Annotated in this window: 22 protein-coding genes; 12 read left to right on the forward strand and 10 right to left on the reverse strand. The window is 65.1% G+C overall.

Annotation, left to right across the window (positions count from 1 at the left end; genetic code table 11):
• Nucleotides 1-95: 95 nt before the first annotated feature.
• The 10 genes from ACSQ89_RS02290 to ACSQ89_RS02335 all read right to left on the reverse strand — a co-directional run bounded on the left by ACSQ89_RS02290 (nt 96) and on the right by ACSQ89_RS02335 (nt 9,831).
• Entirely contained in the window at nt 96-3,395 is a 3,300-nt protein-coding gene (locus tag ACSQ89_RS02290; RefSeq protein ID WP_436295028.1) for a pilus assembly protein, read from the reverse strand.
• Nucleotides 3,396-3,414: 19 nt separating this feature from the next.
• Nucleotides 3,415-3,972, reverse strand: coding sequence for a pilus assembly PilX family protein (locus ACSQ89_RS02295; RefSeq protein WP_436295029.1), 558 nt, complete (start codon nt 3,970-3,972; stop codon nt 3,415-3,417).
• Nucleotides 3,969-5,030 (reverse strand): PilW family protein, encoded by a 1,062-nt coding sequence (locus ACSQ89_RS02300; protein ID WP_436295030.1) that lies wholly within the window; start codon nt 5,028-5,030, stop codon nt 3,969-3,971. Before ACSQ89_RS02300 ends, ACSQ89_RS02295 begins: the two co-directional genes overlap by 4 nt.
• Before the next feature lie 8 nt (nt 5,031-5,038).
• On the reverse strand, nt 5,039-5,647 hold the full coding sequence (pilV, locus tag ACSQ89_RS02305) for a type IV pilus modification protein PilV (protein ID WP_436295031.1): 609 nt from the start codon (nt 5,645-5,647) through the stop codon (nt 5,039-5,041).
• Entirely contained in the window at nt 5,648-6,130 is a 483-nt protein-coding gene (locus ACSQ89_RS02310) for a GspH/FimT family pseudopilin (protein WP_436295032.1), read from the reverse strand.
• On the reverse strand, nt 6,121-6,609 hold the full coding sequence (locus ACSQ89_RS02315) for a type IV pilin protein (protein ID WP_436295033.1): 489 nt from the start codon (nt 6,607-6,609) through the stop codon (nt 6,121-6,123). The genes ACSQ89_RS02310 and ACSQ89_RS02315 overlap by 10 nt, the downstream gene beginning before the upstream one ends.
• Nucleotides 6,610-6,952: 343 nt before the next feature.
• Complete coding sequence (lipA, locus tag ACSQ89_RS02320) at nt 6,953-7,936, reverse strand: lipoyl synthase (protein ID WP_093104852.1); 984 nt, start codon at nt 7,934-7,936, stop codon at nt 6,953-6,955.
• 19 nt (nt 7,937-7,955) lie between these two features.
• Nucleotides 7,956-8,636, reverse strand: a complete 681-nt coding sequence (gene lipB / locus ACSQ89_RS02325) for a lipoyl(octanoyl) transferase LipB (RefSeq protein ID WP_436295075.1) — start codon at nt 8,634-8,636, stop codon at nt 7,956-7,958.
• Nucleotides 8,633-8,929, reverse strand: coding sequence for a YbeD family protein (locus ACSQ89_RS02330; RefSeq protein ID WP_436295034.1), 297 nt, complete (start codon nt 8,927-8,929; stop codon nt 8,633-8,635). Before ACSQ89_RS02330 ends, lipB begins: the two co-directional genes overlap by 4 nt.
• Complete coding sequence (locus ACSQ89_RS02335) at nt 8,926-9,831, reverse strand: aminotransferase class IV (RefSeq protein WP_436295035.1); 906 nt, start codon at nt 9,829-9,831, stop codon at nt 8,926-8,928. Before ACSQ89_RS02335 ends, ACSQ89_RS02330 begins: the two co-directional genes overlap by 4 nt.
• 171 nt (nt 9,832-10,002) lie before the next feature.
• On the opposite strand from ACSQ89_RS02335, the gene ACSQ89_RS02340 reads away from it, so the two are divergent.
• From ACSQ89_RS02340 to ACSQ89_RS02395, 12 genes are all read left to right on the forward strand, one after another.
• Nucleotides 10,003-10,503 carry an ATP synthase subunit I gene (locus ACSQ89_RS02340; protein ID WP_436296071.1) on the forward strand — a complete coding sequence of 167 codons (501 nt, stop codon included), beginning with the start codon at nt 10,003-10,005 and terminating at the stop codon, nt 10,501-10,503.
• A gap of 3 nt (nt 10,504-10,506) precedes the next feature.
• Nucleotides 10,507-11,376 carry a F0F1 ATP synthase subunit A gene (gene atpB, locus ACSQ89_RS02345; protein WP_093104864.1) on the forward strand — a complete coding sequence of 290 codons (870 nt, stop codon included), beginning with the start codon at nt 10,507-10,509 and terminating at the stop codon, nt 11,374-11,376.
• A 61-nt stretch (nt 11,377-11,437) separates the two neighbouring features.
• Nucleotides 11,438-11,701, forward strand: a complete 264-nt coding sequence (atpE, locus tag ACSQ89_RS02350) for a F0F1 ATP synthase subunit C (RefSeq protein WP_019657641.1) — start codon at nt 11,438-11,440, stop codon at nt 11,699-11,701.
• A gap of 80 nt (nt 11,702-11,781) precedes the next feature.
• The gene (locus ACSQ89_RS02355; RefSeq protein ID WP_093104866.1) at nt 11,782-12,252 is read left to right on the forward strand and encodes a F0F1 ATP synthase subunit B; all 471 of its coding nucleotides are present in this window, start codon (nt 11,782-11,784) and stop codon (nt 12,250-12,252) included.
• A gap of 8 nt (nt 12,253-12,260) precedes the next feature.
• The gene (locus ACSQ89_RS02360; protein WP_436295037.1) at nt 12,261-12,791 is read left to right on the forward strand and encodes a F0F1 ATP synthase subunit delta; all 531 of its coding nucleotides are present in this window, start codon (nt 12,261-12,263) and stop codon (nt 12,789-12,791) included.
• A 36-nt stretch (nt 12,792-12,827) separates the two neighbouring features.
• Nucleotides 12,828-14,381, forward strand: coding sequence for a F0F1 ATP synthase subunit alpha (gene atpA / locus ACSQ89_RS02365; protein ID WP_093104870.1), 1,554 nt, complete (start codon nt 12,828-12,830; stop codon nt 14,379-14,381).
• A gap of 21 nt (nt 14,382-14,402) precedes the next feature.
• Nucleotides 14,403-15,278 carry a F0F1 ATP synthase subunit gamma gene (atpG, locus tag ACSQ89_RS02370; protein WP_093104873.1) on the forward strand — a complete coding sequence of 292 codons (876 nt, stop codon included), beginning with the start codon at nt 14,403-14,405 and terminating at the stop codon, nt 15,276-15,278.
• A gap of 52 nt (nt 15,279-15,330) precedes the next feature.
• Complete coding sequence (atpD, locus tag ACSQ89_RS02375) at nt 15,331-16,746, forward strand: F0F1 ATP synthase subunit beta (RefSeq protein WP_093105441.1); 1,416 nt, start codon at nt 15,331-15,333, stop codon at nt 16,744-16,746.
• 18 nt (nt 16,747-16,764) lie between these two features.
• Nucleotides 16,765-17,184 (forward strand): F0F1 ATP synthase subunit epsilon, encoded by a 420-nt coding sequence (locus tag ACSQ89_RS02380; protein WP_093104875.1) that lies wholly within the window; start codon nt 16,765-16,767, stop codon nt 17,182-17,184.
• 207 nt (nt 17,185-17,391) lie between these two features.
• A complete protein-coding gene (locus ACSQ89_RS02385; RefSeq protein ID WP_093105444.1) occupies nt 17,392-18,561 on the forward strand; it encodes an ROK family protein in 1,170 nt (389 codons plus the stop codon).
• Nucleotides 18,558-20,075 carry a sugar ABC transporter ATP-binding protein gene (locus ACSQ89_RS02390; protein WP_436295038.1) on the forward strand — a complete coding sequence of 506 codons (1,518 nt, stop codon included), beginning with the start codon at nt 18,558-18,560 and terminating at the stop codon, nt 20,073-20,075. Before ACSQ89_RS02385 ends, ACSQ89_RS02390 begins: the two co-directional genes overlap by 4 nt.
• Nucleotides 20,044-21,078 carry an ABC transporter permease gene (locus tag ACSQ89_RS02395; protein ID WP_436295039.1) on the forward strand — a complete coding sequence of 345 codons (1,035 nt, stop codon included), beginning with the start codon at nt 20,044-20,046 and terminating at the stop codon, nt 21,076-21,078. The genes ACSQ89_RS02390 and ACSQ89_RS02395 overlap by 32 nt, the downstream gene beginning before the upstream one ends.
• Nucleotides 21,079-21,081 lie beyond the last annotated feature (3 nt).

Raw genomic sequence — 21,081 nt, forward strand, 5'->3', positions numbered from 1 at the left:
GAGAAGGATGTGGCACGCACAGGATACCGAAGTCCTGGCTGCCAAGGATGCCAACGGCAGGAGGTGATCGGACGCCGGCTTCGGCATCCGCCGCCTCAGCGGTCCGTCTCTCGATACCAGTAGGTCCGTTTCCGTATGTTCTTGATCGGGATGACCGGCTTTTGCGCCCCCAGGCCGGACTTGCCGTCGGCGCCAGAGCCACCGCCGCCGCCGATCAGGAAGGGCAGCTGGCGGTCCGTGCCGCCGACGTTGACCGTGACGATGCCGAACACGGGCGACGGCGCCAGCCCGCCGCCGTCGAGCACACTGAAGCTCGAAGCGCCGGTGAGGAAGTTCACCGAATAGCTGCGTGCCGTGCCGAGATTGGCCTGGCAAGTGGTGCTGCTGGGAACGATGGGTTGGTTGGTGCCGAAGTAGACCAGGCCGCCGACGGTCGTCGGCGCGTTCACGCCCTTTTCTCCAGCCCCGGCCAGGGTGATGTAGAAGCCGTTCAGCGAGCCGTCGTACGGAATCGTGTTGGTGGCCTTGAACAGCGTCGCCGGCGCGTCGTCGAGGATGCTGCTGGTGGCGTCGCGCACCGGCGTCCAGCCGCTCGCGCTCATGCCGACCTTGGTGTCCTTGATCATGTAGAAGCGGTTCACGATGCCGGTGGCCTTATGGGTTTGCAGCGGGTGCTCCCGGTCACCGGTGATGTCGAGCACCACGTCGTAGTTCTTCGTCAGCACCACGTCCGGGGGGAAGAAGAACTTGCGCTTGGTGGCGCTGGCGGCGCTTCCGCCCAGAGCGGCGAAGTGGGTGGCCTGCCAGGTGCTCATGTCGCCGCTGCCGGTGGGCTGCAGGTCCACGCGCCAGATGTTGCCGCCGGTATCGGCCGCATAGAGCCGGTCGATGAGGCCATCGAAGTCGCGATCCACCAGCGTGACGTCGGCGGGGATCGAGTAAGTCATCTCGGCCAGCTTGCAAGGGTTACCCGTGCAGCTGCTGCCTGCGCCGCCCGGGCCCGCCCGCCACAGCACGTTGCCGTTCACCGCGTCGACGATGAAGATCCCACGGCCCATGGTGTCGGCGTTCGGCGGCTCGACATCTTCGTTGATGTCGTAACCCGCACCGAAGATCAGCACCGGGTTGGCATGGCCCTTGATCATGGCCACCTTCGGCTGCGACCATGTCTGCCCGAGTTCCGCGAAGTCTGTGTCGGCATTGCTGCGCTTCCACATGAACTTGGGGTTCGTGGGATCGCTCACGTCGAGCGCATAGAGCAGGCGGCCGCCGCGGCGCGCCGACAGGAAGATGTAGGCCTTCCCGGTGGCGCTGTTCTGGTAGACGCTGGGTGCGCCGTCGAAGAAGTAATTCTTCGGGGTGCCGGTGGTCAAGGTGCCCAGCTTCAGGGTCGGACTGTTTTCGTAGAGCCGCTGCAGGCCCGGGTAGAACTCCGAGGGCACGAAGCTCCACAACTCGCCGCCCGGCGGGATGCTGGTAGTGGCGCCGGTCGCGTCCTTCATGGTGAGGGCGCAGGTCGACGACACCGTGCAGTTGCCCTTTGGCTTGCTGCTGTCGGTGGGGTTGTTCGGCTGGTTGCCGTTGATGGCGCGGAACATGCCGTCGTTGGCGCCGTAGAACACCACCACGCCGGTCGTGCCGCCGTAGTTGATCACCGCGGGGCGGGAATGCAGGACGTCGCCGTGGACGGAGCCGCGGATCTTGATGCTGGCGTCGGGCGGGCTGCTCGACTCCCCGCCCGCTGCGGCGTCGCCGGCCGCATTGGTGTCTTCGCCGCGTGCCCAGTTGATCAGGTTGGCCGCGGTCACCTTGCTGTCCGTGATACCCAGGGCCGTCGAGCTGAGATTCGTGTTGTCGGCCTTGAAGGGCATCGTGCTCAAAGCCGCATTGGCGTTGCAACCGGTGCCGATGCAGGTAAATACGTTGCGCGCGGTAGTGGGCGTCGTGACGGCCGCGGTCGCCGAATAGGTGTCTGTCAGGTACTTGAGCCGAATCTGTTGCCCGACGCCACCCTTCTCGACGACCTGCCCATCCTCCCAGTCGTACCCGTCCTTGGCGCCCTGCTCCTTGAAGGCGTTGAGCCAAAAGCCGCCCTTGGAGTCGGGCAGGGAAGCGATGGCCTTGGAGGTCCAGAAGCTCACTGCCGAGGGCGAAATGAAGCCCGTGCCCGCTGCGCTCAGTGCCCGGTTGGCGTTGGTGCCGATCGAGTACGTGCCCCAGGAGGCGTCGGCGAGGAACAACTGCGGCGCCGTCGGGTCGGTGATGTCGACGCCGAACTGGTATTGCTTGAGGTTGCCCTGCCAGCGCGGATTGACGTCGCCGTCGGGGCGGAACATGCCCATGTAGATCTGGTTGAGGTAGGTGCCTTGCGTGTTGGCGCTCACCGGCAGCACCGGCGCCGCGAACACGCTGTTGACGGCCTGCACCTCGTTGAAAATCTGGACGATGGCATCGATCAGGCCCTGGACATCTCCGAGCTCGACCAGGAAATGCTTTCCGCCGCCATGTTCGGAGGACATGCTGACCATGAGCTGTTCGTAGTCAGGATTGCTGCCATCGCTGAGGATGATGGTGTAGGTCCTGATCCCCGGGTAGGTCGTCGCAAGATTGGGCGAGCTGCCCGTGTACATGAAGTTCGCCCATTCGTCCGCATAGTCGCTGCGGTACTTGCCGGAGGCCGACGTCCAGGCCGGCAGATCCAATTGCGCAGGAAGTGCGCTCAAGCCTGCTGCGGCCTGCAAGGCCGTGCCGCCCCGGGTGCCGGCGTCCTGCGGCTTCTGGTTGTTGGTGGCGAGCGTGATGTAGAGAACGAAGTTCTTGCCGCAGGCTTGCTGGTTCGCCAGGCCCGGGTAGGTGGTGCCCGAGAGGCCGGTCTTGCCCTGGTAGAAGGCCCAGGCTTCCTGCATCGCCTGTGCGATCTGGTTGTTGTTGCCCTTGTCATCGTTGAGACTCAGCGCCTCGATGCGCCGGAGCATCTTGCCGACGTTCTTGCTGTTGTCGGAGCTGGTGCCCTCCATGAGAAGCAGCGAGCCGGGCGCCGGCGAAGGAGCGGGCATGACGAAGGTGCCCCCGTCGGTGGGGCCCCCCGGGAAGTACATCAAGCCCAGATTGATGTTGCCGTTGAGTGCCGCGTTGCTCCCGATCTTGGAGACCGCGCCGTGCAGGCCGCATTGTTCGAAGCCGAGGTTCTTGTTTGGATCGTTGACCGTCAGGGATGGGCATGTGAAGCTCGAACTCGCGCTGGCCGCCGCCGCGTTGTCGAGAATGATCAACATGTTCGGGATGCCGCCGCCGGACGTGCCCTGGTAGATGTCGATGTCTTCGGCCTGTACCGCGGCGCTGGCCAGCGTCAGCAGGGCCAAGGCGCCCAGTTGTGGAAATTGTGAGGGGCGCATCGGTCCTACTCCTGATTGATCAGCACGCGGCGCCAACGGCCACGCGCACGGCGATGCCCTGGTGCACGGTCGGAGTCGACTCCTCCTCCTCCTCCGTGCGCCCCGGCGGCTTGGCGTTGGCATTGACTTCCCAGTTCGAGTTCGAGCACAGCGAATTGCCGCTCGCGCCCGAGCCGACGATGCCCGTGTTCTGCGAAGCGCCGCTGGCATAGCAGGGCTGGTCGTCCGTGTTGGTGGCGTCCAGCTCGCTCAGCTTGATCGGCTTGACAGCGGTACAAAGCGGCTTCTCCACTTTGACGGTGTAGGGGGCCTGGCCGCTGTTGTTGATGTCTATCCGCCACACCCTCTCCACCGGCAGCGAAGTGAAGTCGGCGCTGATCGTGTTTTCGATCGCATGCTGCGCGGCCGCGGCGGCCTCCTTTTGGATCTGCATGTTGCCGACCAGCTTGGTGTTGACGTTCACGGCCTTGATGGACGAGACGACGATCAGCGTGATCACCATCAGAAAGATCATCGAGATCAGCAAGGTGGCGCCTGCCTGCATGCGCGGCGAGGCGCTGCGCCTGGAGCGGTTCATGGTGTTTCCCTCTGGCCCGAGCTGTTGTACAGACGCGCGACCGTGCTGTAGACGTGGCGCTTGATGCGGTCGTTGAAGGGGCCCGCGACCGGCACGGCCAGGCCCATGTTGTAGGTTCTGGCGTCCGTCCAGCCGCCGCTGGGCTCGGTGTTGCGCGCCAGCACGTGAATGCGAATGGCCATTACGTTGGCCCAGTTGGCCATTGCCACGGTCCAGTCGTAGGCCGGCGTGGTTTGCGGGCATACGGCGACGGCAATTTCCGCCGCAGGCGGGCTGGCCGGATTGCTGGTGTAGCAGTCTGGAGAGCCGTTGGCGTCCATGTCGATTCCGTAGTCGAGCTGCAGGTTCTCGATGCCTTCGACCAGCGGGGTGATCTTCATCTCGCCGTTCAGGTACTCGGCCATCTTGAGCGTGGGAATGGTGTCGGTGCCGCACACATTGCAGGTGCTCACGAAGTACACGTGCTGCACGATCTTGCGCAGTGGCGCAAGGTTGCTCGGCAGGCAGTCCTTCTGCATCAGCGGGAAGCTGGCCGCAGAGGCGCCGGCTGCAGCCGCAAAGGGCAGCGTGTCGTTCGAGCAGGTGGAAACCTGCAGGTAGGCCTCGGCCGCGACTGCCGATGCGAGACTCTCGGGGTCCTTGGTGCTGACGCGCGTGACGATCAACATGGTGGTGTCCGCCATGACATTGCTGATGCAGCTCGGCGTGCTGCTCAGTCCGTAGATCGGCAACGGAACTGTGGAGGTGCCCGGGCTCGTCATTGCAAAGTAGCCGAGGGCTGCGACATTCGTGGGGCAGGCCACCGGCGCCACGGTCGCGAAAGCGGTGCTCGAAGAAGCGCCGACGAAACCGGCCATCTGGATGTCTTCACTGAGCACCTGGAGCGCGTAGCGGCCGTTTTCGATCTGGCGCCCGGTCTTGTCGAGCTCGGAGCGCGAGCCCACGGTCGAGACCAGCAAGCTGATCAGGCCGATCATCAGGAACAGGCCGAGCGTGATGGCCACCATCAGCTCGACCAGCGTGAAGCCGCGGTTGTGCCGCCGGTAGCCGGAATGCATGCGCGCTCTCACGACAACGCCCCGATCCGCACCTTGGTCGTGACAACCCGGTGCAATTTTTCGTCGCCGTAGGCTCCGTTGCCGCAGGGAAATGCCGTGCTGCCATCGGCCAGGGTCGGCGCGGCCGTCTTGGCCAGGCCTTGCCACGACACGGCGATCAGATAGATGTTGTTGGCGGCGTCGTCGACGGTCACGCAGCCGATGGCTCCGATCATGGCGCCGAGCTTGGCGCCCGACTGGGTTTCGGCTTGGCCACTGATCAAGTCTTTCCAGGCCATGAGATCGGCAGCAACCTGGGTTTGCTGCTGCACGTTGCCGGCGGTGCAGGCCGGCACGGTGGCGCTGGCCGCGCTCAACTGCAAGCCGGTGGCACCATTCGAATAGCAGCTCGCGACCTTCCGGTTCGCATTGAGACGATCGGCCATGTCCTGCACGAGCTGCAGGGCTTTGATCCGCTGGTAGGCCTCCATCTCGGCAACGTTGGCGCGGCTGCTCACGCCTGCCAGGCCGAGCAGCCCGAAGAGCAGGATCACGAGCGTGATCAGGACTTCGATCAGTGCGACGCCATGCTGGGGGGCGGCCGTGCGGCGCGGGCGAGCCGGAATGCGCGGTGCCATCTAGCAAGCCCCCATGCTGCTGCTCGGCAGGCCATTCAGCCCGATGGAGATGCAGCGCGAATTGACGCCTGCCATGGTGGCCGACGGCGCGATGGTGAACTTGGTGCTGGTGGTCACGGTGCGGCCGTCCTTGCCATAGGTGATGACGTCAAGGTCGCTCGAGTCGCTGATGGCGATGTTCTTGTACGCTTCCTGGCTGTGGAGGACGTTAGAGCTGTCCTTCACTTCCCAGCCTTCGTCCCAGGCGCTGCCTGTCTTCGCCAGATTGACGTTGCGATTGCGGGTCACGGCTTCGCTGCGAGCGAGCGTGAGCTCCGCCATCAAGTCGAACGAAACGTTGCGGATGCGCTGGTTCGCAACGAAGGTGCTGAACGAGGGCAGCGCAAGCGCAGCGAGGACGCCCATTACCGTGATCACGGTGACCAGTTCGATCAGGGTGAAGCCGCGGACGTGGCGGCGCGTGCGGCGACGGCTTACCAGCATCCCGCAGCCCCGCTTGTGCCTAATGCTTCCTTCTTTCCCGCTTCGTCGATCTTCAGCGTTGCGCAGGCGGTGTCGCTCGCGGCCTGACTACTGCCGATCTTCGGCGTGGCGGTGATGGTGAATCCCGGCGGTGTCGTGCCGGCCTTGGGGACCGCCGTGACGGTGTAGTTGGGCGACACATTCGACGGAATTGGATAGTTCAACGCATCCAGATTCGGGGCGTAGCTCCGCGCGTCCAAGAGGTAGCGCTGCTCCAAGTTGCTGAGCTCGAGCATGTAGCCCTGGGCGGCCGATCGATTAGAACGAACGATGTAGTTGGTGTACGAGGGATAGGCGATCGCTGCCAGGATGGCGACGATCGCCACCGTCACCATCAACTCGATCAGGGTGAAGCCACGCGATTGCCGTCGCCCATTGCAGCGGGCACGCCGGCTTGGCAGCGTGAATGCAGTCGACGGCAGTTCCAGAAACTGATGCATGGAGGCCAATCCCTTCGAGCGCCCAGAAATTTCAAAACGTGACTATATGGTAACAATGTGAAAAATTCACATTCAACGATCGCTCATGCGTGAGAAGGCTTTTCGCGCACAAGTTCACGCCTGGGCAGGGCCAGATGAAGGCGCAGCCTTCGGGGCCTGCCAAATGGACGAAAAACGAGGCGCGCGCACAGGACGCGGCTCACGCGATCAGCTTGCGCCTCGAGAATTCCGCAGTGGGTTTTTTACGTTGAGCAGGCCGAGCGCGCAAGGCACTTGCTGGCACTGGCGTGTGAGGTGTGTGCGCTCGCGCGCTGAAGCCCCCGGGCAGGCTTGCGCTCGAGGCCTAGACCCCGGCCGCGTGCGCCTGCTGGTCGGCGTGGTAGCTGCTGCGCACCATCGCGCCGACCGCGGCATGGCTGAAGCCCATCTTGTAGGCCTCTTCCTCGAACATCTTGAATGTGTCGGGATGCACGTAGCGGCGCACCGGCAGGTGGCTGCTGCTGGGCGCGAGGTACTGGCCGATGGTCAGCATGTCGATGTCGTGCGCACGCATGTCGCGCATGACCTGCAGGATCTCTTCGTCGGTTTCGCCGAGGCCGACCATGATGCCGCTCTTGGTCGGCACCTCGGGATGCAGGGCTTTGAACTTCTTCAAGAGGTTGAGGCTGAACTGGTAGTCGCTGCCGGGGCGCGCTTCCTTGTAGAGGCGCGGCGCGGTCTCCAGGTTGTGGTTCATCACGTCGGGCGGCGCGGCCTTGAGGATTTCCAGCGCGCGGTCGTCGCGGCCGCGGAAGTCGGGCACCAGGATCTCGATCTGCGTTTGCGGCGAGAGCTCGCGGATGTTGCGGATGCAGTCGACGAAGTGCTGGCTGCCGCCGTCGCGCAGGTCGTCGCGGTCGACGCTGGTGATCACCACGTACTTGAGGCGCAGCTTGGCGATGGTCTTCGCGAGGTTGAGCGGCTCGTCCTTGTCCAGCGGATCGGGCCGGCCGTGGCCGACGTCGCAGAAGGGGCAGCGCCGCGTGCACTTGTCGCCCATGATCATGAAGGTCGCGGTGCCGTTGCCGAAGCACTCGCCGATGTTGGGGCAGGAGGCTTCCTCGCACACCGTGTGCAGGTTGCTCTCGCGCAGGATCTGCTTGATCTCGTAGAAGCGGGTGGTCGGGCTGCCGGCCCTGACGCGGATCCAGTCGGGCTTCTTGAGCACCTCGCCCTGCTGGATCACCTTGACCGGGATGCGCGACAGCTTGGCCGCGGCCTTCTGCTTGGCCAGGGGGTTGTAGCTTTCGGGGCCTTGTGCGTCGCGCACGACTTCGAGGGTGCTCATGGCTTCTCTTGAGTGGGGCTCAAGGCGCGAGGTAGGCGGCCAGCTTGTTGGCCAGCACCTGCGCGGCTTCGTCCCAGGTTGTTTGAACGCCGATTGTAGAAAGATCGACGGTTTCGAGCCCTGCGTAGCCGCAGGGGTTGATGTGCGAGAAGGGTTCCAGGTCCATCGCGACGTTGAGCGCGACGCCGTGGTAGGTGCAATGGCGGCTGACCTTGATGCCCAGCGCGGCGATCTTGCCCAGGCCGCGGAAGGGGTCGGCGGGTTGCGTCGGGCCGGTCAGTGCGGCATGCGAAAACGGGTCGTCAAGCCGCACATAGATACCCGGCGCGCCGCCCACGCGGTGGCCGGTGACGCCGAAGTGCGCCAGCGTGCGGATCACTGACTCCTCGATGCGAAAGACGTATTCCTTCACGTAGTAGCCGGCGCGCCGCAGATCGACCAGCGGATAAGCCACCACCTGGCCGGGGCCGTGGTAGGTCACCTGGCCGCCGCGGTCGGTCTGCACGACGGGGATGTCGCCGGGGTTCAGCACATGGTCGGCCTTGCCGGCCAGGCCCTGGGTGTAGACCGGAGGGTGCTCGCAGATCCAGAGCGTATCGGCGGTGTCGGGCGTGCGCTCCCGCGTCGCCTGCTGCATCGCCGCGTAGGTCGGCGCGTAGGCGACGCGGCCGAGCCACACGGCCTCGAGCGCTTTGCTCAGAGCACCACCTTGACCATCGGATGCGCGGACAGCGCCATGTAGATGGCGTCGAGCTGCTCGCGGCTGGTGGCAGTGACGGTGATGGTCACGCCGAGGTAGTTGCCGGCCTTGCTGTTGCGCAGTTCGATGGTGCTGGCGTCGAAGTTCGGATCGAACTGCTCGGCGATCAGCGTGACCGCATGCACGAAGCCATCGGCCTTGACGCCCATGACCTTGATCGGAAACTGCGAGGGGTACTCGATCAGCGACTCCTTGCGTGCGTCGATCGGTGAGGTGTCGGGGGCTGTGCTCATGCAGGAACTCCTTGCTCTTGTGCGCTGCGCTCGATGGCCCTCTGGTAGCCCGCATGCAGCGCCTGGAAGACCGGGCCGGGACGCCCCGATCCGATCGTCTGGCCGTCGAGCGTGACCACCGGCAGCACTTCCTTGCTGGCCGAGGACAGCAGCAGTTCGTCGGCGCCGAAGACTTCGTCGCGTGCAATGCGGCGCAGCGAGAAGGGGATGTCCGCCTCGGCGCAGATGCGCTCGATCAGCCCGTAGCGGATGCCGGCCAGCACCAGCTCGTCCTTGGGCGGTCCATAGACCGTGCCGTCCTTCACCACCCAGACGTTGCTCGACGAGGCCTCGCTGAGCCAGTCGCCGCGGAACATGATGGTCTCGGCCGCGCCGGCCTCGACGCTGATCTGCCGCGCCAGCACCGCGCCCAGCAGGCTGGTGCTCTTGATGTGGGCTTTCTGCCAGCGGAAGTCGTGCGCGCTCACGCAAGCGACGCCCTTGACGCGCGCCGCATCGGACACCGGCTTCATCGGGTTCAGCATGACGAAGACGGTGGGCACGAGACCCTGCACCATCGCATGCTCGCGCGGGGCCACGCCGCGCGTGACCTGGATGTAGATGGCCTGCACGGCCGCGCGCTCGGAAGGCGGGCTGGCCTCGACGAGACGCATCGCAATCGCGTGCCACTGCCCATGCGTCAACGGATTGGCGATGCGCAGCTCGCCCAGCGAGCGGTCCAGCCGCGCCATGTGTTCCTCGAAGCAGAAAGGCACGCCGCCATAGACCGGCACCACTTCATAGACGCCGTCGCCGAAGATGAAGCCGCGGTCGAGCACGCTGACCTTGGTGTCGGAGAGCGGCGCGTAGCTGCCGTCGAGGTAGCAGAGCGAGTCGGGGAGGGCGTTGGTGATCGGGTGCATAAGAGATTATGGTGGGGGCACTCCCGTGCTTTCCAACGTCTCGCGCTTGCCGCAGCGCGGGGCAAGGATGTTTTGCGAGCTCGGCCCGGAACATGGCGGAGAGCCATGGGTTTTTACTTATAATCAATGGCTTTGTAGAAATTCTGGGTCGTCATCCGGGCTTCATTCGAAATGAAAACAATCGCCCGCGATGTGAGAGACAGGGAAGTCCGAGAGGACGCTCAAGACCCGGATGCTGACTTCAAGCCGTTGACCGCCGAAGAGGCCCAGCGGCTGCGCGAAAAGAAGCCGTCGATCTCGCCCTGGCGCGTGATCGCGATTCAGGTCGGAGCGGGGCTGCTGGTGGCGTTGGCCGCCTGGGGCCTGACAGGGAGGCAAAATCTGGGGTGGTCCGCCGGATACGGCGCACTGGCAGTGGTCATTCCCGCTGCGGTGTTCGCGCGGGGGCTCACCGGAAGGTTCTCTTCCCTGAATCCGGGCACTGCGGTGTTCGGATTCTTTTTGTGGGAAATGGTCAAGATGGCCTTGACGGTGGCGATGTTGATCGCCGCGCCAAGGCTGGTAACGGCGCTGAGCTGGCCGGCGATGCTGGTGGGCTTGGTGGTGACAATGAAGGCGGCGTGGGTGGCGGTGATGCTGGCTCCCGGGCGCTTGAAACTTAAAGACGAGTAACGGATGGCTGCTGAAAACGCTGCGGAACATGGTCAGACCGCTGGTGAATACATCGTTCACCACTTGACGCATCTTCAGAGCTCCAAGCCGGCAGGTGTTGCCGACTTCTCGGTTTTCAACTTCGACTCCCTGTTCTTCTCGATCCTGCTCGGCGTGCTGGGCTGCTGGGTGTTGTGGTTGGCTGCGCGCAAGGCGACCTCGGGCGTCCCGGGTCGCTTCCAGGCCGCGGTCGAGATCCTGATCGAAGTGGTCGACCAGCAGGCCAAGGGCATCGTCCACAACGCCAACAGCCGCAAGTTCGTCGCGCCGCTGGCGCTGACCATCTTCGTGTGGATCTTCATGCTCAATGCGATGGACCTGTTCCCGGTCGATCTGTTTCCGGCGATCTGGGGCTGGATCTTCGGCGTGGCCGGCGGCGACCCGCACCATGCCTACCTGCGCGTCGTTCCCACCGCCGACCTGTCGGTCGCCATGGGCATGTCGGTCTCGGTGCTGCTGATCTGTCTCTTCTACAACATCAAGATCAAGGGCCTCGGCGGCTGGATTCACGAGCTGTTCACCGCGCCCTTCGGCAATCACTGGGCGCTCTATCCCTTCAATTTCGCGATGCAGCTGATCGAGTTCATCGCCAAGACCGTGTCGCACGGCATGCGTCTGTTCGGCAACATGTACGCCGGCGAACTGATCTTCCTGCTCATCGCACTGATGGGCGGCGCCTGGACGCTGTCGGCCACGGGCGTGTTCCTGGCGCTGGGCCACATCATCGCGGGCACCGCGTGGGCCATCTTCCACATCCTGATCATCACGCTGCAGGCCTTCGTGTTCATGATGCTGGCGCTGGTGTACGTGGGCCAGGCGCACGATCACCACTGATCCGCTCTTTTAGTTTTTCGTTTTTTCTTTTCTCTTCAACCAAAGTCCTCTAGGAGTCATCATGGAAGTTATTAGCTTTGTTGCACTGGCCGCCGGCCTGATCATCGGTCTGGGCGCTGTGGGCGCATGTATCGGCATCGGCATCATGGGCAGCAAGTACCTCGAGTCGGCCGCACGCCAACCCGAGCTCATGGGCGAACTCCAAACCAAGATGTTCCTGCTGGCCGGTCTGATCGACGCCGCGTTCATTATCGGTACCGGTATCGCGCTGTGGTTCGCAACGGCCAACCCGTTCCTCTCGCAAATCGCCAACCTGCCGAAGTAATCGGGTCCAGGCTTTCTCGTCGAACCCCTGTCGTTCCTCGGGGAGCGGCTTCGGATTCAATCCCACAGAGAGGGTAAAAAGTGAGCATTACCGGTACCCTGATCGTCCAGATGATCGTGTTCCTGATTCTTGTCGGGTTCACGATGAAGTTCGTGTGGCCGCCGATCGCCAAGGCGCTGGATGAGCGTGCCCAGAAGATCGCCGATGGCCTGGCTGCTGCCGACAAGGCCAAGGCCGCGCTGTCCGATGCCGACAAGCGGGTGGAAGTCGAACTGGGCAAGGCGCGCAACGAGTCCGCGCAACGTCTTGCCGATGCCGAACGTCGTGCGCAGGCCATCGTTGAAGAGGCCAAGGCCCGCGCCACGGAAGAAGGCAACAAGATCGTCGTCGCCGCTCGCGCCGAAGCCGAGCAGCAGGCCGTGAAGGCGCGCGAGGTGCTGCGCGAGCAGGTGGCCGCGCTGGCCGTCAAGGGCGCCGAGCAGATCCTGCGCAAGGAAGTGAATCCGGCCGTGCACGCCGATTTGCTCGCCCGCCTGCAGACCGAACTCTGATCAAAGCCATGGCAGAACTCGCCACCATTGCACGTCCCTACGCCGAAGCGCTTTTCAAGGCGTCGTCGTCGGACCTGGCAGGCGCCGGCGCCTGGCTCGAAAAAGTCGCAGCCATCGCCGCCAGCCCCGAACTCCAGCAGTTCGCGGACAACCCCAAGGTCACGCCCGAGCAGGTGCTCGGCGTCATCGCCGGCGCTTACGGCGCTGAGTTGCCGCCCGCCGCCAACAACTTCCTGATGGCCCTGCTCGAGAACGGGCGCTTTTCCGCGCTGCCGGAAATCGCGAAGCAGTTCCGGGCCCTGGCGAATGCGCAAAGCGGTTCGTCCGATGCCGTCGTGTACAGCGCCTTCCCGATCGATGCCACGGCGCTGAATGGCGTTGCTGCGGCGCTCGAGAAGCGCTTCGGCCGCAAGCTGCAGGTCACGGTCCAGCAGGAGCCGGCACTGATCGGCGGCATTCGTGTGGTGGTCGGCGACGAGGTGCTCGACACTTCCGTCAAAGCGCGCCTTGAACAAATGAAAGTTGCGCTGGCAGCCTGAGGCCGCCAGCCCCCTTAAAGAAAGAAGGAAAGAGTCATGCAACTCAATCCCGCAGAAATTTCCGAACTGATCAAGAGCCGCATCGAAGGCCTCGGCGTCAGCGCGAACATCCGCAACGAGGGCACCGTGGTGTCGGTGACCGACGGCATCGTGCGCGTGCACGGCCTGTCGGACGCGATGCAGGGCGAAATGCTCGAGTTCCCGCCCACGGCGGACGGCACGCCGTCCTTCGGCCTGGCGCTGAACCTCGAGCGCGACTCGGTCGGCGCCGTGATTCTGGGCGAGTACGAGCACATCTCGGAAGGCGACACCGTCAAGTGCACGGGCCGCATCCTGGAAGTGCCGGTCGGCCCCGAGCTCATCGGCCGCGTGGTCAACGCGCTGGGCCAGCCGATCGACGGCAAGGGTCCGATCAACGCCAAGATGACCGACGTGATCGAGAAGGTCGCCCCGGGCGTGATCGCCCGCAAGTCGGTCGACCAGCCGATGCAGACTGGCCTCAAGTCCATCGACTCGATGGTGCCGATCGGCCGCGGCCAGCGCGAGCTGATCATCGGCGACCGCCAGACCGGCAAGACCGCGGTGGCGATCGACGCGATCATCAATCAGAAGGGTCAGAACATGACCTGCGTCTACGTCGCGATCGGCCAGAAGGCTTCGTCGATCAAGAACGTGGTGCGCGCGCTGGAACAGGCCGGTGCGATGGACTACACCATCGTCGTGGCCGCCTCGGCTTCCGAATCGGCCGCCATGCAGTACGTGAGCGCGTATTCGGGCTGCACGATGGGCGAGTACTTCCGCGACCGCGGCCAGGACGCGCTGATCGTCTATGACGACCTGTCCAAGCAGGCCGTGGCCTACCGCCAGGTCTCGCTGCTGCTGCGCCGCCCGCCGGGCCGCGAAGCCTACCCCGGCGACGTGTTCTATCTCCACAGCCGTCTGCTCGAACGTGCCGCTCGCGTGAACGAAAAGTACGTTGAAGATTTCACCAAAGGTGAAGTCAAGGGCAAGACCGGTTCGCTGACCGCGCTGCCGATCATCGAAACCCAGGCCGGCGACGTGTCCGCTTTCGTTCCGACCAACGTGATCTCGATCACCGACGGCCAGATCTTCCTGGAAACCAACCTGTTCAACGCCGGCATCCGTCCCGCCATCAATGCCGGTATTTCGGTGTCGCGCGTGGGTTCGGCAGCGCAGACCAAGGTCATCAAGGCCCAGTCCGGTGGTATCCGTACCGACCTCGCGCAGTACCGTGAACTCGCGGCCTTCGCGCAGTTTGCTTCCGACCTCGACGAAGCCACCCGCAAGCAGCTCGACCGCGGCGCCCGCGTGACCGAACTGCTGAAGCAGGCCCAGTACAGCCCGCTGCCCATCTCGCTGATGGGTGCCTCGCTGTTCGCGGTGAACAAGGGCTTCCTGGACGACATCGACGTGAAGAAGCTGCTGTCGTTCGAACACGGCCTGCACCAGTTCCTCAAGTCCAGCCACGCCCCCTTGCTCGACAAGATCGAGCAGGCCAAGGCGATCGACAAGGACACCGAGGCCGAGCTGACGGCCGTCGTCACGGCGTTCAAGAAGTCGTTCGCCTGATCGACCACGCAAGGAGCCCCAATGGCAGCTGGTAAGGAAATCCGCGGCAAGATCAAATCGGTGGAGAACACCAAGAAGATCACCAAGGCCATGGAAATGGTGGCCGCGTCGAAGATGCGCAAGGCGCAGGAACGCATGCGCGCGGCCCGCCCCTACAGCGAGAAGATCCGCAGCATCGCGGCCAACCTCGGCCAGGCGAACCCGGAGTACACGCACGCCTTCATGAAGGTCAACGACGTGAAGGCCGCCGGCTTCATCGTCGTGACGACCGACAAGGGCCTGTGCGGCGGCATGAACACCAACGTGCTGCGCGTCGTGACGACCAAGCTGCGCGAGCAGCAGTCGGCCGGCGTCGCCGTCGAGGCGGTGGCGATCGGCAACAAGGGCCTGGGCTTTCTGAACCGCATCGGCGCCCGCGTGGTCTCGCATGTCACCCAGCTGGGCGACACGCCGCACCTCGACAAGCTGATCGGCCCGGTCAAGGTGCTGCTCGACGCGTACGCCGAGGGCAAGCTCAGCGCGGTCTACCTCTGCTACACCAAGTTCATCAACACGATGCGCCAGGAGTCGGTGGTCGAGCAGCTGCTGCCGCTGGCCGCCGAGTCGATGAAGATGGAAAAGGGCCAGCACTCGTGGGACTACATCTACGAGCCCGATGCCCAGAGCGTGATCGACGAACTGCTGGTGCGCTACGTCGAGTCGCTGGTGTACCAGGCCGTGGCCGAGAACATGGCGTCGGAACAGTCGGCGCGCATGGTCGCCATGAAGTCCGCCACCGACAACGCCGGCAACGTGATCGACGAACTCAAGCTGGTCTACAACAAGACCCGCCAGGCCGGCATCACCAAAGAGCTGTCGGAGATCGTTTCGGGCGCTGCGGCGGCCGCAGGCGTCTGAAGACCTTCGGTCCTTCGACCTCAACCAGATTTAATTTTTACCGGAGCAGATGATGGCTCAAGCAAATACAGCGCAAGGCAAGATCGTTCAATGTATCGGGGCCGTGGTCGACGTGGAATTCCCGCGCGACCAGATGCCCAAGGTGTACGACGCGCTGCAATACGAAGGCGGCACGCTGACCCTCGAGGTGCAGCAGCAGCTCGGCGACGGCGTGGTGCGCACCATTGCGCTCGGCTCGTCCGACGGCCTGCGCCGCGGCCTCGTCGTGACCAACACCGGCGCGCCGATCACCGTGCCCGTCGGCAAGGCGACGCTCGGCCGCATCATGGACGTGCTCGGTCGCCCGATCGACGAGCGCGGCCCGGTCGGCCAGGAAGTCACCGCTTCGATCCACCGCAAGGCGCCGGCCTACGACGAGCTCTCGCCGTCGACTGACCTGCTGGAAACCGGCATCAAGGTGATCGACCTGGTCTGCCCCTTCGCCAAGGGCGGCAAGGTGGGCCTGTTCGGCGGCGCCGGCGTCGGCAAGACCGTGAACATGATGGAACTCATCAACAACATCGCCAAGGCCCACTCGGGTCTGTCGGTGTTCGCCGGCGTGGGTGAGCGTACCCGCGAAGGCAACGACTTCTATCACGAGATGTCCGACTCGGGCGTGGTGAACCTCGAGAACCTCGGCGAGTCGAAAGTGGCCATGGTCTACGGCCAGATGAACGAGCCCCCGGGCAACCGTCTGCGCGTGGCGCTGACCGGCCTGACCATCGCCGAATCCTTCCGCGACGAGGGCCGCGACGTGCTCTTCTTCGTCGACAACATCTACCGCTACACGCTGGCCGGTACCGAAGTGTCGGCTCTGCTGGGCCGCATGCCTTCCGCCGTGGGCTACCAGCCGACGCTGGCCGAGGAAATGGGCCGCCTGCAGGAACGCATCACCTCGACCAAGGTCGGCTCGATCACTTCCATCCAGGCCGTGTACGTGCCGGCGGACGACTTGACCGACCCGTCGCCCGCCACCACCTTCGCCCACCTGGACTCCACCGTGGTGCTGTCGCGCGACATCGCTTCGCTCGGTATCTACCCCGCCGTGGACCCGCTCGATTCGACCTCGCGCCAGCTCGACCCGCACGTGGTCGGCGAAGAGCACTACAACGTGGCCCGCGCCGTGCAAGGCACGCTGCAGCGCTACAAGGAACTGCGCGACATCATCGCGATTCTGGGCATGGACGAACTGGCTCCGGACGACAAGCTGGCCGTGGCCCGCGCCCGCAAGATCCAGCGTTTCCTGTCGCAGCCCTTCCACGTGGCCGAAGTGTTCACCGGCTCGCCGGGCAAGTACGTGCCGCTGGCCGAAACCATCCGCGGCTTCAAGATGATCGTGAACGGCGAAGCCGACCACCTGCCGGAACAAGCGTTCTACATGGTGGGCGGGATCGACGAGGCGTTCGAAAAGGCCAAGAAGGTCGCCTAAGGCGGCATAGGAATCCAGATGGCAAACACCATTCACGTCGACGTGGTCAGTGCCGAGGAGTCCATCTTCTCGGGCGAGGCCAAGTTCGTCGCACTGCCCGGCGAAGCCGGCGAGCTCGGCATCTATCCGCGCCACACGCCGCTGATCACGCGCATCCGTCCGGGTGCGGTGCGCATCGAGACGGCCGACGGCGGCGAGGAATTCGTCTTCGTGGCCGGCGGCATCCTGGAAGTGCAGCCCAGCACGGTGACCGTGCTGTCCGACACCGCCATCCGCGGCAAGGATCTCGACGACGAGAAGGCCAACGTGGCCAAGGCCGCCGCCGAGGAAGCGCTCAAGAACGCCAGGAGCGACATCGACATCGCGATGGCGCAATCGGAACTGGCCGTGATGGCCGCGCAGATCGCCGCACTCCGCAAATACCGCCAAAAAAAGTAAGGCAGCAGTGCTGTCCTTCAAAAGAGCCGCCTTCGGGCGGCTTTTTTCACGTCCTTCGGTCTTAATCAGGTCGAAGTTCAATCTTGTTCGGCTGAAGCCCAGCGCCTAGTATTCGCCTTCGCCCCGGTCCGTAGAGGCCGCAGGGTAACGAAGAACGAACACTGGAGACAAAGCTTGGGCACCTGGAGCGGCCTCACTGCCGACGAGATGCGGCTGCTGGAGACGACCTTCTGGTCGGCCGGCGGCTCGCGCCATGGCATGGCCGAAAAGCTGGGCTTCTCCAAGAGCAAGGCCAACGCGCTGATCGCCGGCCTAGTCGAGCAGGGCCTCTTGGCCGAGGCCGGCCTGCAGCGCTCCTCCGGTGGCCGCCGGGCCGAGAACCTCCAGCTCCATGCGGGCCTCGGCGTGCTGGTCGGGGTGGACATCGGCGCCACCAGCCTCGACGTCGCGGTGCTGCGGCCCGACCTCACGGTGCTGGCCCAGCATGCGGAGCCGGCCGACGTGCGCGAAGGCCCCGGCGTGGTGCTGGCCCGCGTGCGCGTGCTGATGCGCGAGCTGCTGAGCCGATGCGGCTTCGACGCGAAGCAGGTGATCGGCATCGGCATCGGCGTGCCGGGCCCGGTCAACTTCGAGATCGGCCAGCTCGTGAACCCGCCGCTGATGCCGGCCTGGGACAGCTTCTCGATCCGCGACTACCTGCGCGAGGACTACGCGGCGCCGGTCTTCGTCGACAACGACGTGAACCTGATGGCGCTCGGCGAACTCTGGCGCCTGAAGCGCTCGCTCTCCAACTTCCTCGTCATCAAGATCGGCACCGGCATCGGCTGCGGCATCGTGTGCCACGGCGAGGTGTACCGCGGTGCCGCGGGCTCAGCCGGCGACGTGGGCCACATCTGCGTCGACCAGGAAGGCCCGCGCTGCCATTGCGGCAATGTCGGTTGCGTCGAGGCGATGGCGGCCGGCCCGGCCATCACGCGCATGGCGGTACAGGCTGCGGAAGCCGGCGAGAGCGCCGCGCTGGCCGAGCGGCTGCGCGCGCAGGGCCGCATCGATGCCATCGATGTCGGCCAGGCCAGCCGTGCCGGCGATGCGGCGGCCAACGCGATCGTGCAGCGCGCCGGCAACCTGATCGGCCAGATGCTGGCGTCGATCGTGAACTTCTTCAATCCCTCGCACGTGTTCATCGGCGGCGGCATCACGCACATCGGACCGCTGTTCCTCGCGGCCCTGCGCCAGAGCGTGTACCAGCGCTCGCTCGCGCTCTCGACACGGCATCTCGAGATCCAGTACACGCCGCTGGGCACGCAGGCCGGGCTGATCGGCGCCGGCGTGCTGGCCATGCACGAGACGCTGAAGGTTCGCGGGGTCGCGCCATGACGCAGCAGCAGCCCAAGCGCAGCGTCGCCGTCGAATTCGACAAGGTCGTGAAGGCCTTCGGCCCGGTGCAGGTGCTGCACGGCGTGAGCTTCGCCATCGAACCGGGCCGCGTGTACGGCCTGCTCGGCGAGAACGGTGCGGGCAAGTCCACGCTGATGAAGATCCTCGCCGGCTACGAATCGATCACCGGTGGCGTCGTGCGCGTGAACGGCGAGCCGCAGCACTTCGGCAGTTCGCGCGATGCGGAAGCGCTCGGCATCGTGCTGATCCACCAGGAGTTCAACCTGGCCGAAGACCTGAGCGTGGCGCAGAACATCTTCCTCGGCCACGAAAAGAGAAAAGGTTGGTTGCTCGACGACGTTGCGATGGAGCGCGAAGCGGCGACTGCGCTCACCGCAGTGGGCCTCCAGGTCGACCCGCGCACCAAGGTGCGCCGCCTGATCGTCGCCGAGAAGCAGCTGGTCGAGATTGCCAAGGCGGTCTCGCGCCACGCGCGCCTGCTCGTCATGGACGAGCCGACCGCCACGCTCACGCCCGGCGAGACCGAGCGTCTGTTCAAGCTGATCGCGCAGCTGCGCGCCGACGGCGTGACCGTCGTCTACATCTCGCACAAGCTCGACGAGGTCGAGCGCATCACCGACGAAGTGATCGTGATGCGCGACGGCCGCTTCGTGACGCGCGCGCCGACCTCCGAACTCACGCGCCACCAGATGGCCAACCTGATGGTAGGCCGCGAACTCGCCGACCTGTATCCGCCGCGCGATGCCGTGGTCGCGGACGCGGCGCCTGCGATGCAGGTGCGCCACTTCAGCGTGCCCGGCTGGGCCGAGGATGCGAGCTTCGAGGTGCGCCCCGGCGAGATCCTCGGCTTCGCCGGCCTGGTCGGCGCCGGCCGCACCGAGCTCTTCGAAGGCCTGATGGGGCTGCGGCCGGCGAGCGGCAGTGTCGAGATCGGCGGCAAGCCCGTGCAGCTGCGCAACCCGCGCGATGCCGCCAAGCACGGCTTCACCTACTTGAGCGAAGACCGCAAGGGCAAGGGCCTGCACGTGCACCTCGGCCTGCGCCAGAACCTCACGCTGATGGCGCTCGAGCGCTATGCCACGCCCTGGCTGCACCCCGAGGCCGAGCGCAGCGCGCTGGCCACGGCCGTGAAGGACTACGGCATCCGGACCGGCGACCTCGACGCGCGCGCCTCCTCGCTCTCGGGCGGCAACCAGCAGAAGCTCGCGCTCGCCAAGGTGCTTCAGCCGCAGCCCAAGGTGGTGGTGCTCGACGAGCCCACGCGCGGCGTCGACGTCGGCGCCAAGCGCGACATCTATTTCCTGATCCAGCGCCTGGCCCGCGAGGGGCTGGCCGTGATCGTCGTCTCGTCGGAGCTGATGGAGCTGATCGGCCTGTGCCACCGCGTCGCGGTGATGCGCGCGGGCCGGCTCGTCACGACGCTCGATGCCGATCAATTGACCGAAGAGGAGCTCATCGCTCATGCCACCGGAACCGCAACAAGCCACGCCTGAAGCCGCTACGGCTGCCGCCGCAGCGCACCGCAGCGAAAGCAAGCCGCGCTGGACCGAGCGCCTGCACGGCCTCGGCCCGGTCATCGGCCTGGTGCTGCTGTGCATCGCCGGCGCGCTGCTCAACGGCGACTTCGCCACGCTCGACAACGCGATGAACGTGCTCACGCGCACCGCCTTCATCGGCATCATCGCGGTCGGCATGTGCTTCGTGATCATCTCGGGCGGCATCGACCTCTCGGTGGGCTCGATGGCGGCGCTGATCGCGGGTTGCGTGATCATGTTCATCAACGCGATGGGTCCCATGTTCGGCTCGCCGCTCCTCGCGGTGGTGCTCGGCGCCGTGCTCGCCGTGGCGCTGGGCGCGGCGTTCGGGCTCGCGCACGGCCTGCTCATCACCAAGGGGCGCATCGAGCCCTTCATCGTGACGCTGGGCACGCTCGGCATCTTCCGCGCCTACCTGACCTACTTCGCCGACGGCGGCGCGCTCACGCTCGACAACGATCTGTCGGACCTCTACGCGCCGGTCTATTACGCGAGCCTGCTGGGCATTCCGGTGCCGGTGTGGGTGTTCCTCATCGTCGCGGTCATCGGTGGCCTGATCCTGAACCGCACCGCCTACGGCCGCTACGTGCAGGCCATCGGCTCCAACGAGCAGGTCGCGCGCTATGCGGCGGTCGGCGTCGACGGCGTGAAGATCCTCACCTACGTGCTGCTCGGCGTCTGCGTCGGCATCGCGACGCTGCTCTACGTGCCGCGCCTCGGCTCTGCGTCGCCGACCACCGGCCTGTTGTGGGAGCTCGAAGCCATCGCCGCGGTGATCGTCGGCGGCACCGCGCTCAAGGGCGGCGCGGGCAGCATCACCGGCACCGTGATCGGCGCCATCCTGCTCTCGGTCATCAGCAACATCCTGAACCTCACCAGCATCATCAGCGTGTACCTCAACGCCGCGGTGCAGGGGATCGTGATCATCGTCGTCGCCTTTCTTCAGCGAGGCAGAAGGTGAGCC

The sequence above is a fragment of the Variovorax sp. LjRoot175 genome (genome assembly GCF_964253805.1).
Classification (GTDB): Bacteria; Pseudomonadota; Gammaproteobacteria; order Burkholderiales; family Burkholderiaceae_C; genus Variovorax.

Coding starts and splice junctions, on each gene's coding strand:
- ACSQ89_RS02340 (WP_436296071.1), top strand. CDS start 10,003: ATGAAAACAATCGCCCGCGATGTGAGAGACAGGGAAGTCCGAGAGGAC.
- lipA (WP_093104852.1), bottom strand. CDS start 7,936: ATGAGCACCCTCGAAGTCGTGCGCGACGCACAAGGCCCCGAAAGCTAC.
- ACSQ89_RS02395 (WP_436295039.1), top strand. CDS start 20,044: ATGCCACCGGAACCGCAACAAGCCACGCCTGAAGCCGCTACGGCTGCC.
- pilV (WP_436295031.1), bottom strand. CDS start 5,647: ATGGCACCGCGCATTCCGGCTCGCCCGCGCCGCACGGCCGCCCCCCAG.
- atpA (WP_093104870.1), top strand. CDS start 12,828: ATGCAACTCAATCCCGCAGAAATTTCCGAACTGATCAAGAGCCGCATC.
- ACSQ89_RS02380 (WP_093104875.1), top strand. CDS start 16,765: ATGGCAAACACCATTCACGTCGACGTGGTCAGTGCCGAGGAGTCCATC.
- ACSQ89_RS02290 (WP_436295028.1), bottom strand. CDS start 3,395: ATGCGCCCCTCACAATTTCCACAACTGGGCGCCTTGGCCCTGCTGACG.
- ACSQ89_RS02360 (WP_436295037.1), top strand. CDS start 12,261: ATGGCAGAACTCGCCACCATTGCACGTCCCTACGCCGAAGCGCTTTTC.
- ACSQ89_RS02390 (WP_436295038.1), top strand. CDS start 18,558: ATGACGCAGCAGCAGCCCAAGCGCAGCGTCGCCGTCGAATTCGACAAG.
- atpE (WP_019657641.1), top strand. CDS start 11,438: ATGGAAGTTATTAGCTTTGTTGCACTGGCCGCCGGCCTGATCATCGGT.
- atpD (WP_093105441.1), top strand. CDS start 15,331: ATGGCTCAAGCAAATACAGCGCAAGGCAAGATCGTTCAATGTATCGGG.
- ACSQ89_RS02335 (WP_436295035.1), bottom strand. CDS start 9,831: ATGCACCCGATCACCAACGCCCTCCCCGACTCGCTCTGCTACCTCGAC.
- ACSQ89_RS02310 (WP_436295032.1), bottom strand. CDS start 6,130: ATGCTGGTAAGCCGTCGCCGCACGCGCCGCCACGTCCGCGGCTTCACC.
- atpB (WP_093104864.1), top strand. CDS start 10,507: ATGGCTGCTGAAAACGCTGCGGAACATGGTCAGACCGCTGGTGAATAC.
- ACSQ89_RS02385 (WP_093105444.1), top strand. CDS start 17,392: ATGCGGCTGCTGGAGACGACCTTCTGGTCGGCCGGCGGCTCGCGCCAT.
- ACSQ89_RS02330 (WP_436295034.1), bottom strand. CDS start 8,929: ATGAGCACAGCCCCCGACACCTCACCGATCGACGCACGCAAGGAGTCG.
- ACSQ89_RS02295 (WP_436295029.1), bottom strand. CDS start 3,972: ATGAACCGCTCCAGGCGCAGCGCCTCGCCGCGCATGCAGGCAGGCGCC.
- ACSQ89_RS02315 (WP_436295033.1), bottom strand. CDS start 6,609: ATGCATCAGTTTCTGGAACTGCCGTCGACTGCATTCACGCTGCCAAGC.
- atpG (WP_093104873.1), top strand. CDS start 14,403: ATGGCAGCTGGTAAGGAAATCCGCGGCAAGATCAAATCGGTGGAGAAC.
- ACSQ89_RS02300 (WP_436295030.1), bottom strand. CDS start 5,030: ATGCATTCCGGCTACCGGCGGCACAACCGCGGCTTCACGCTGGTCGAG.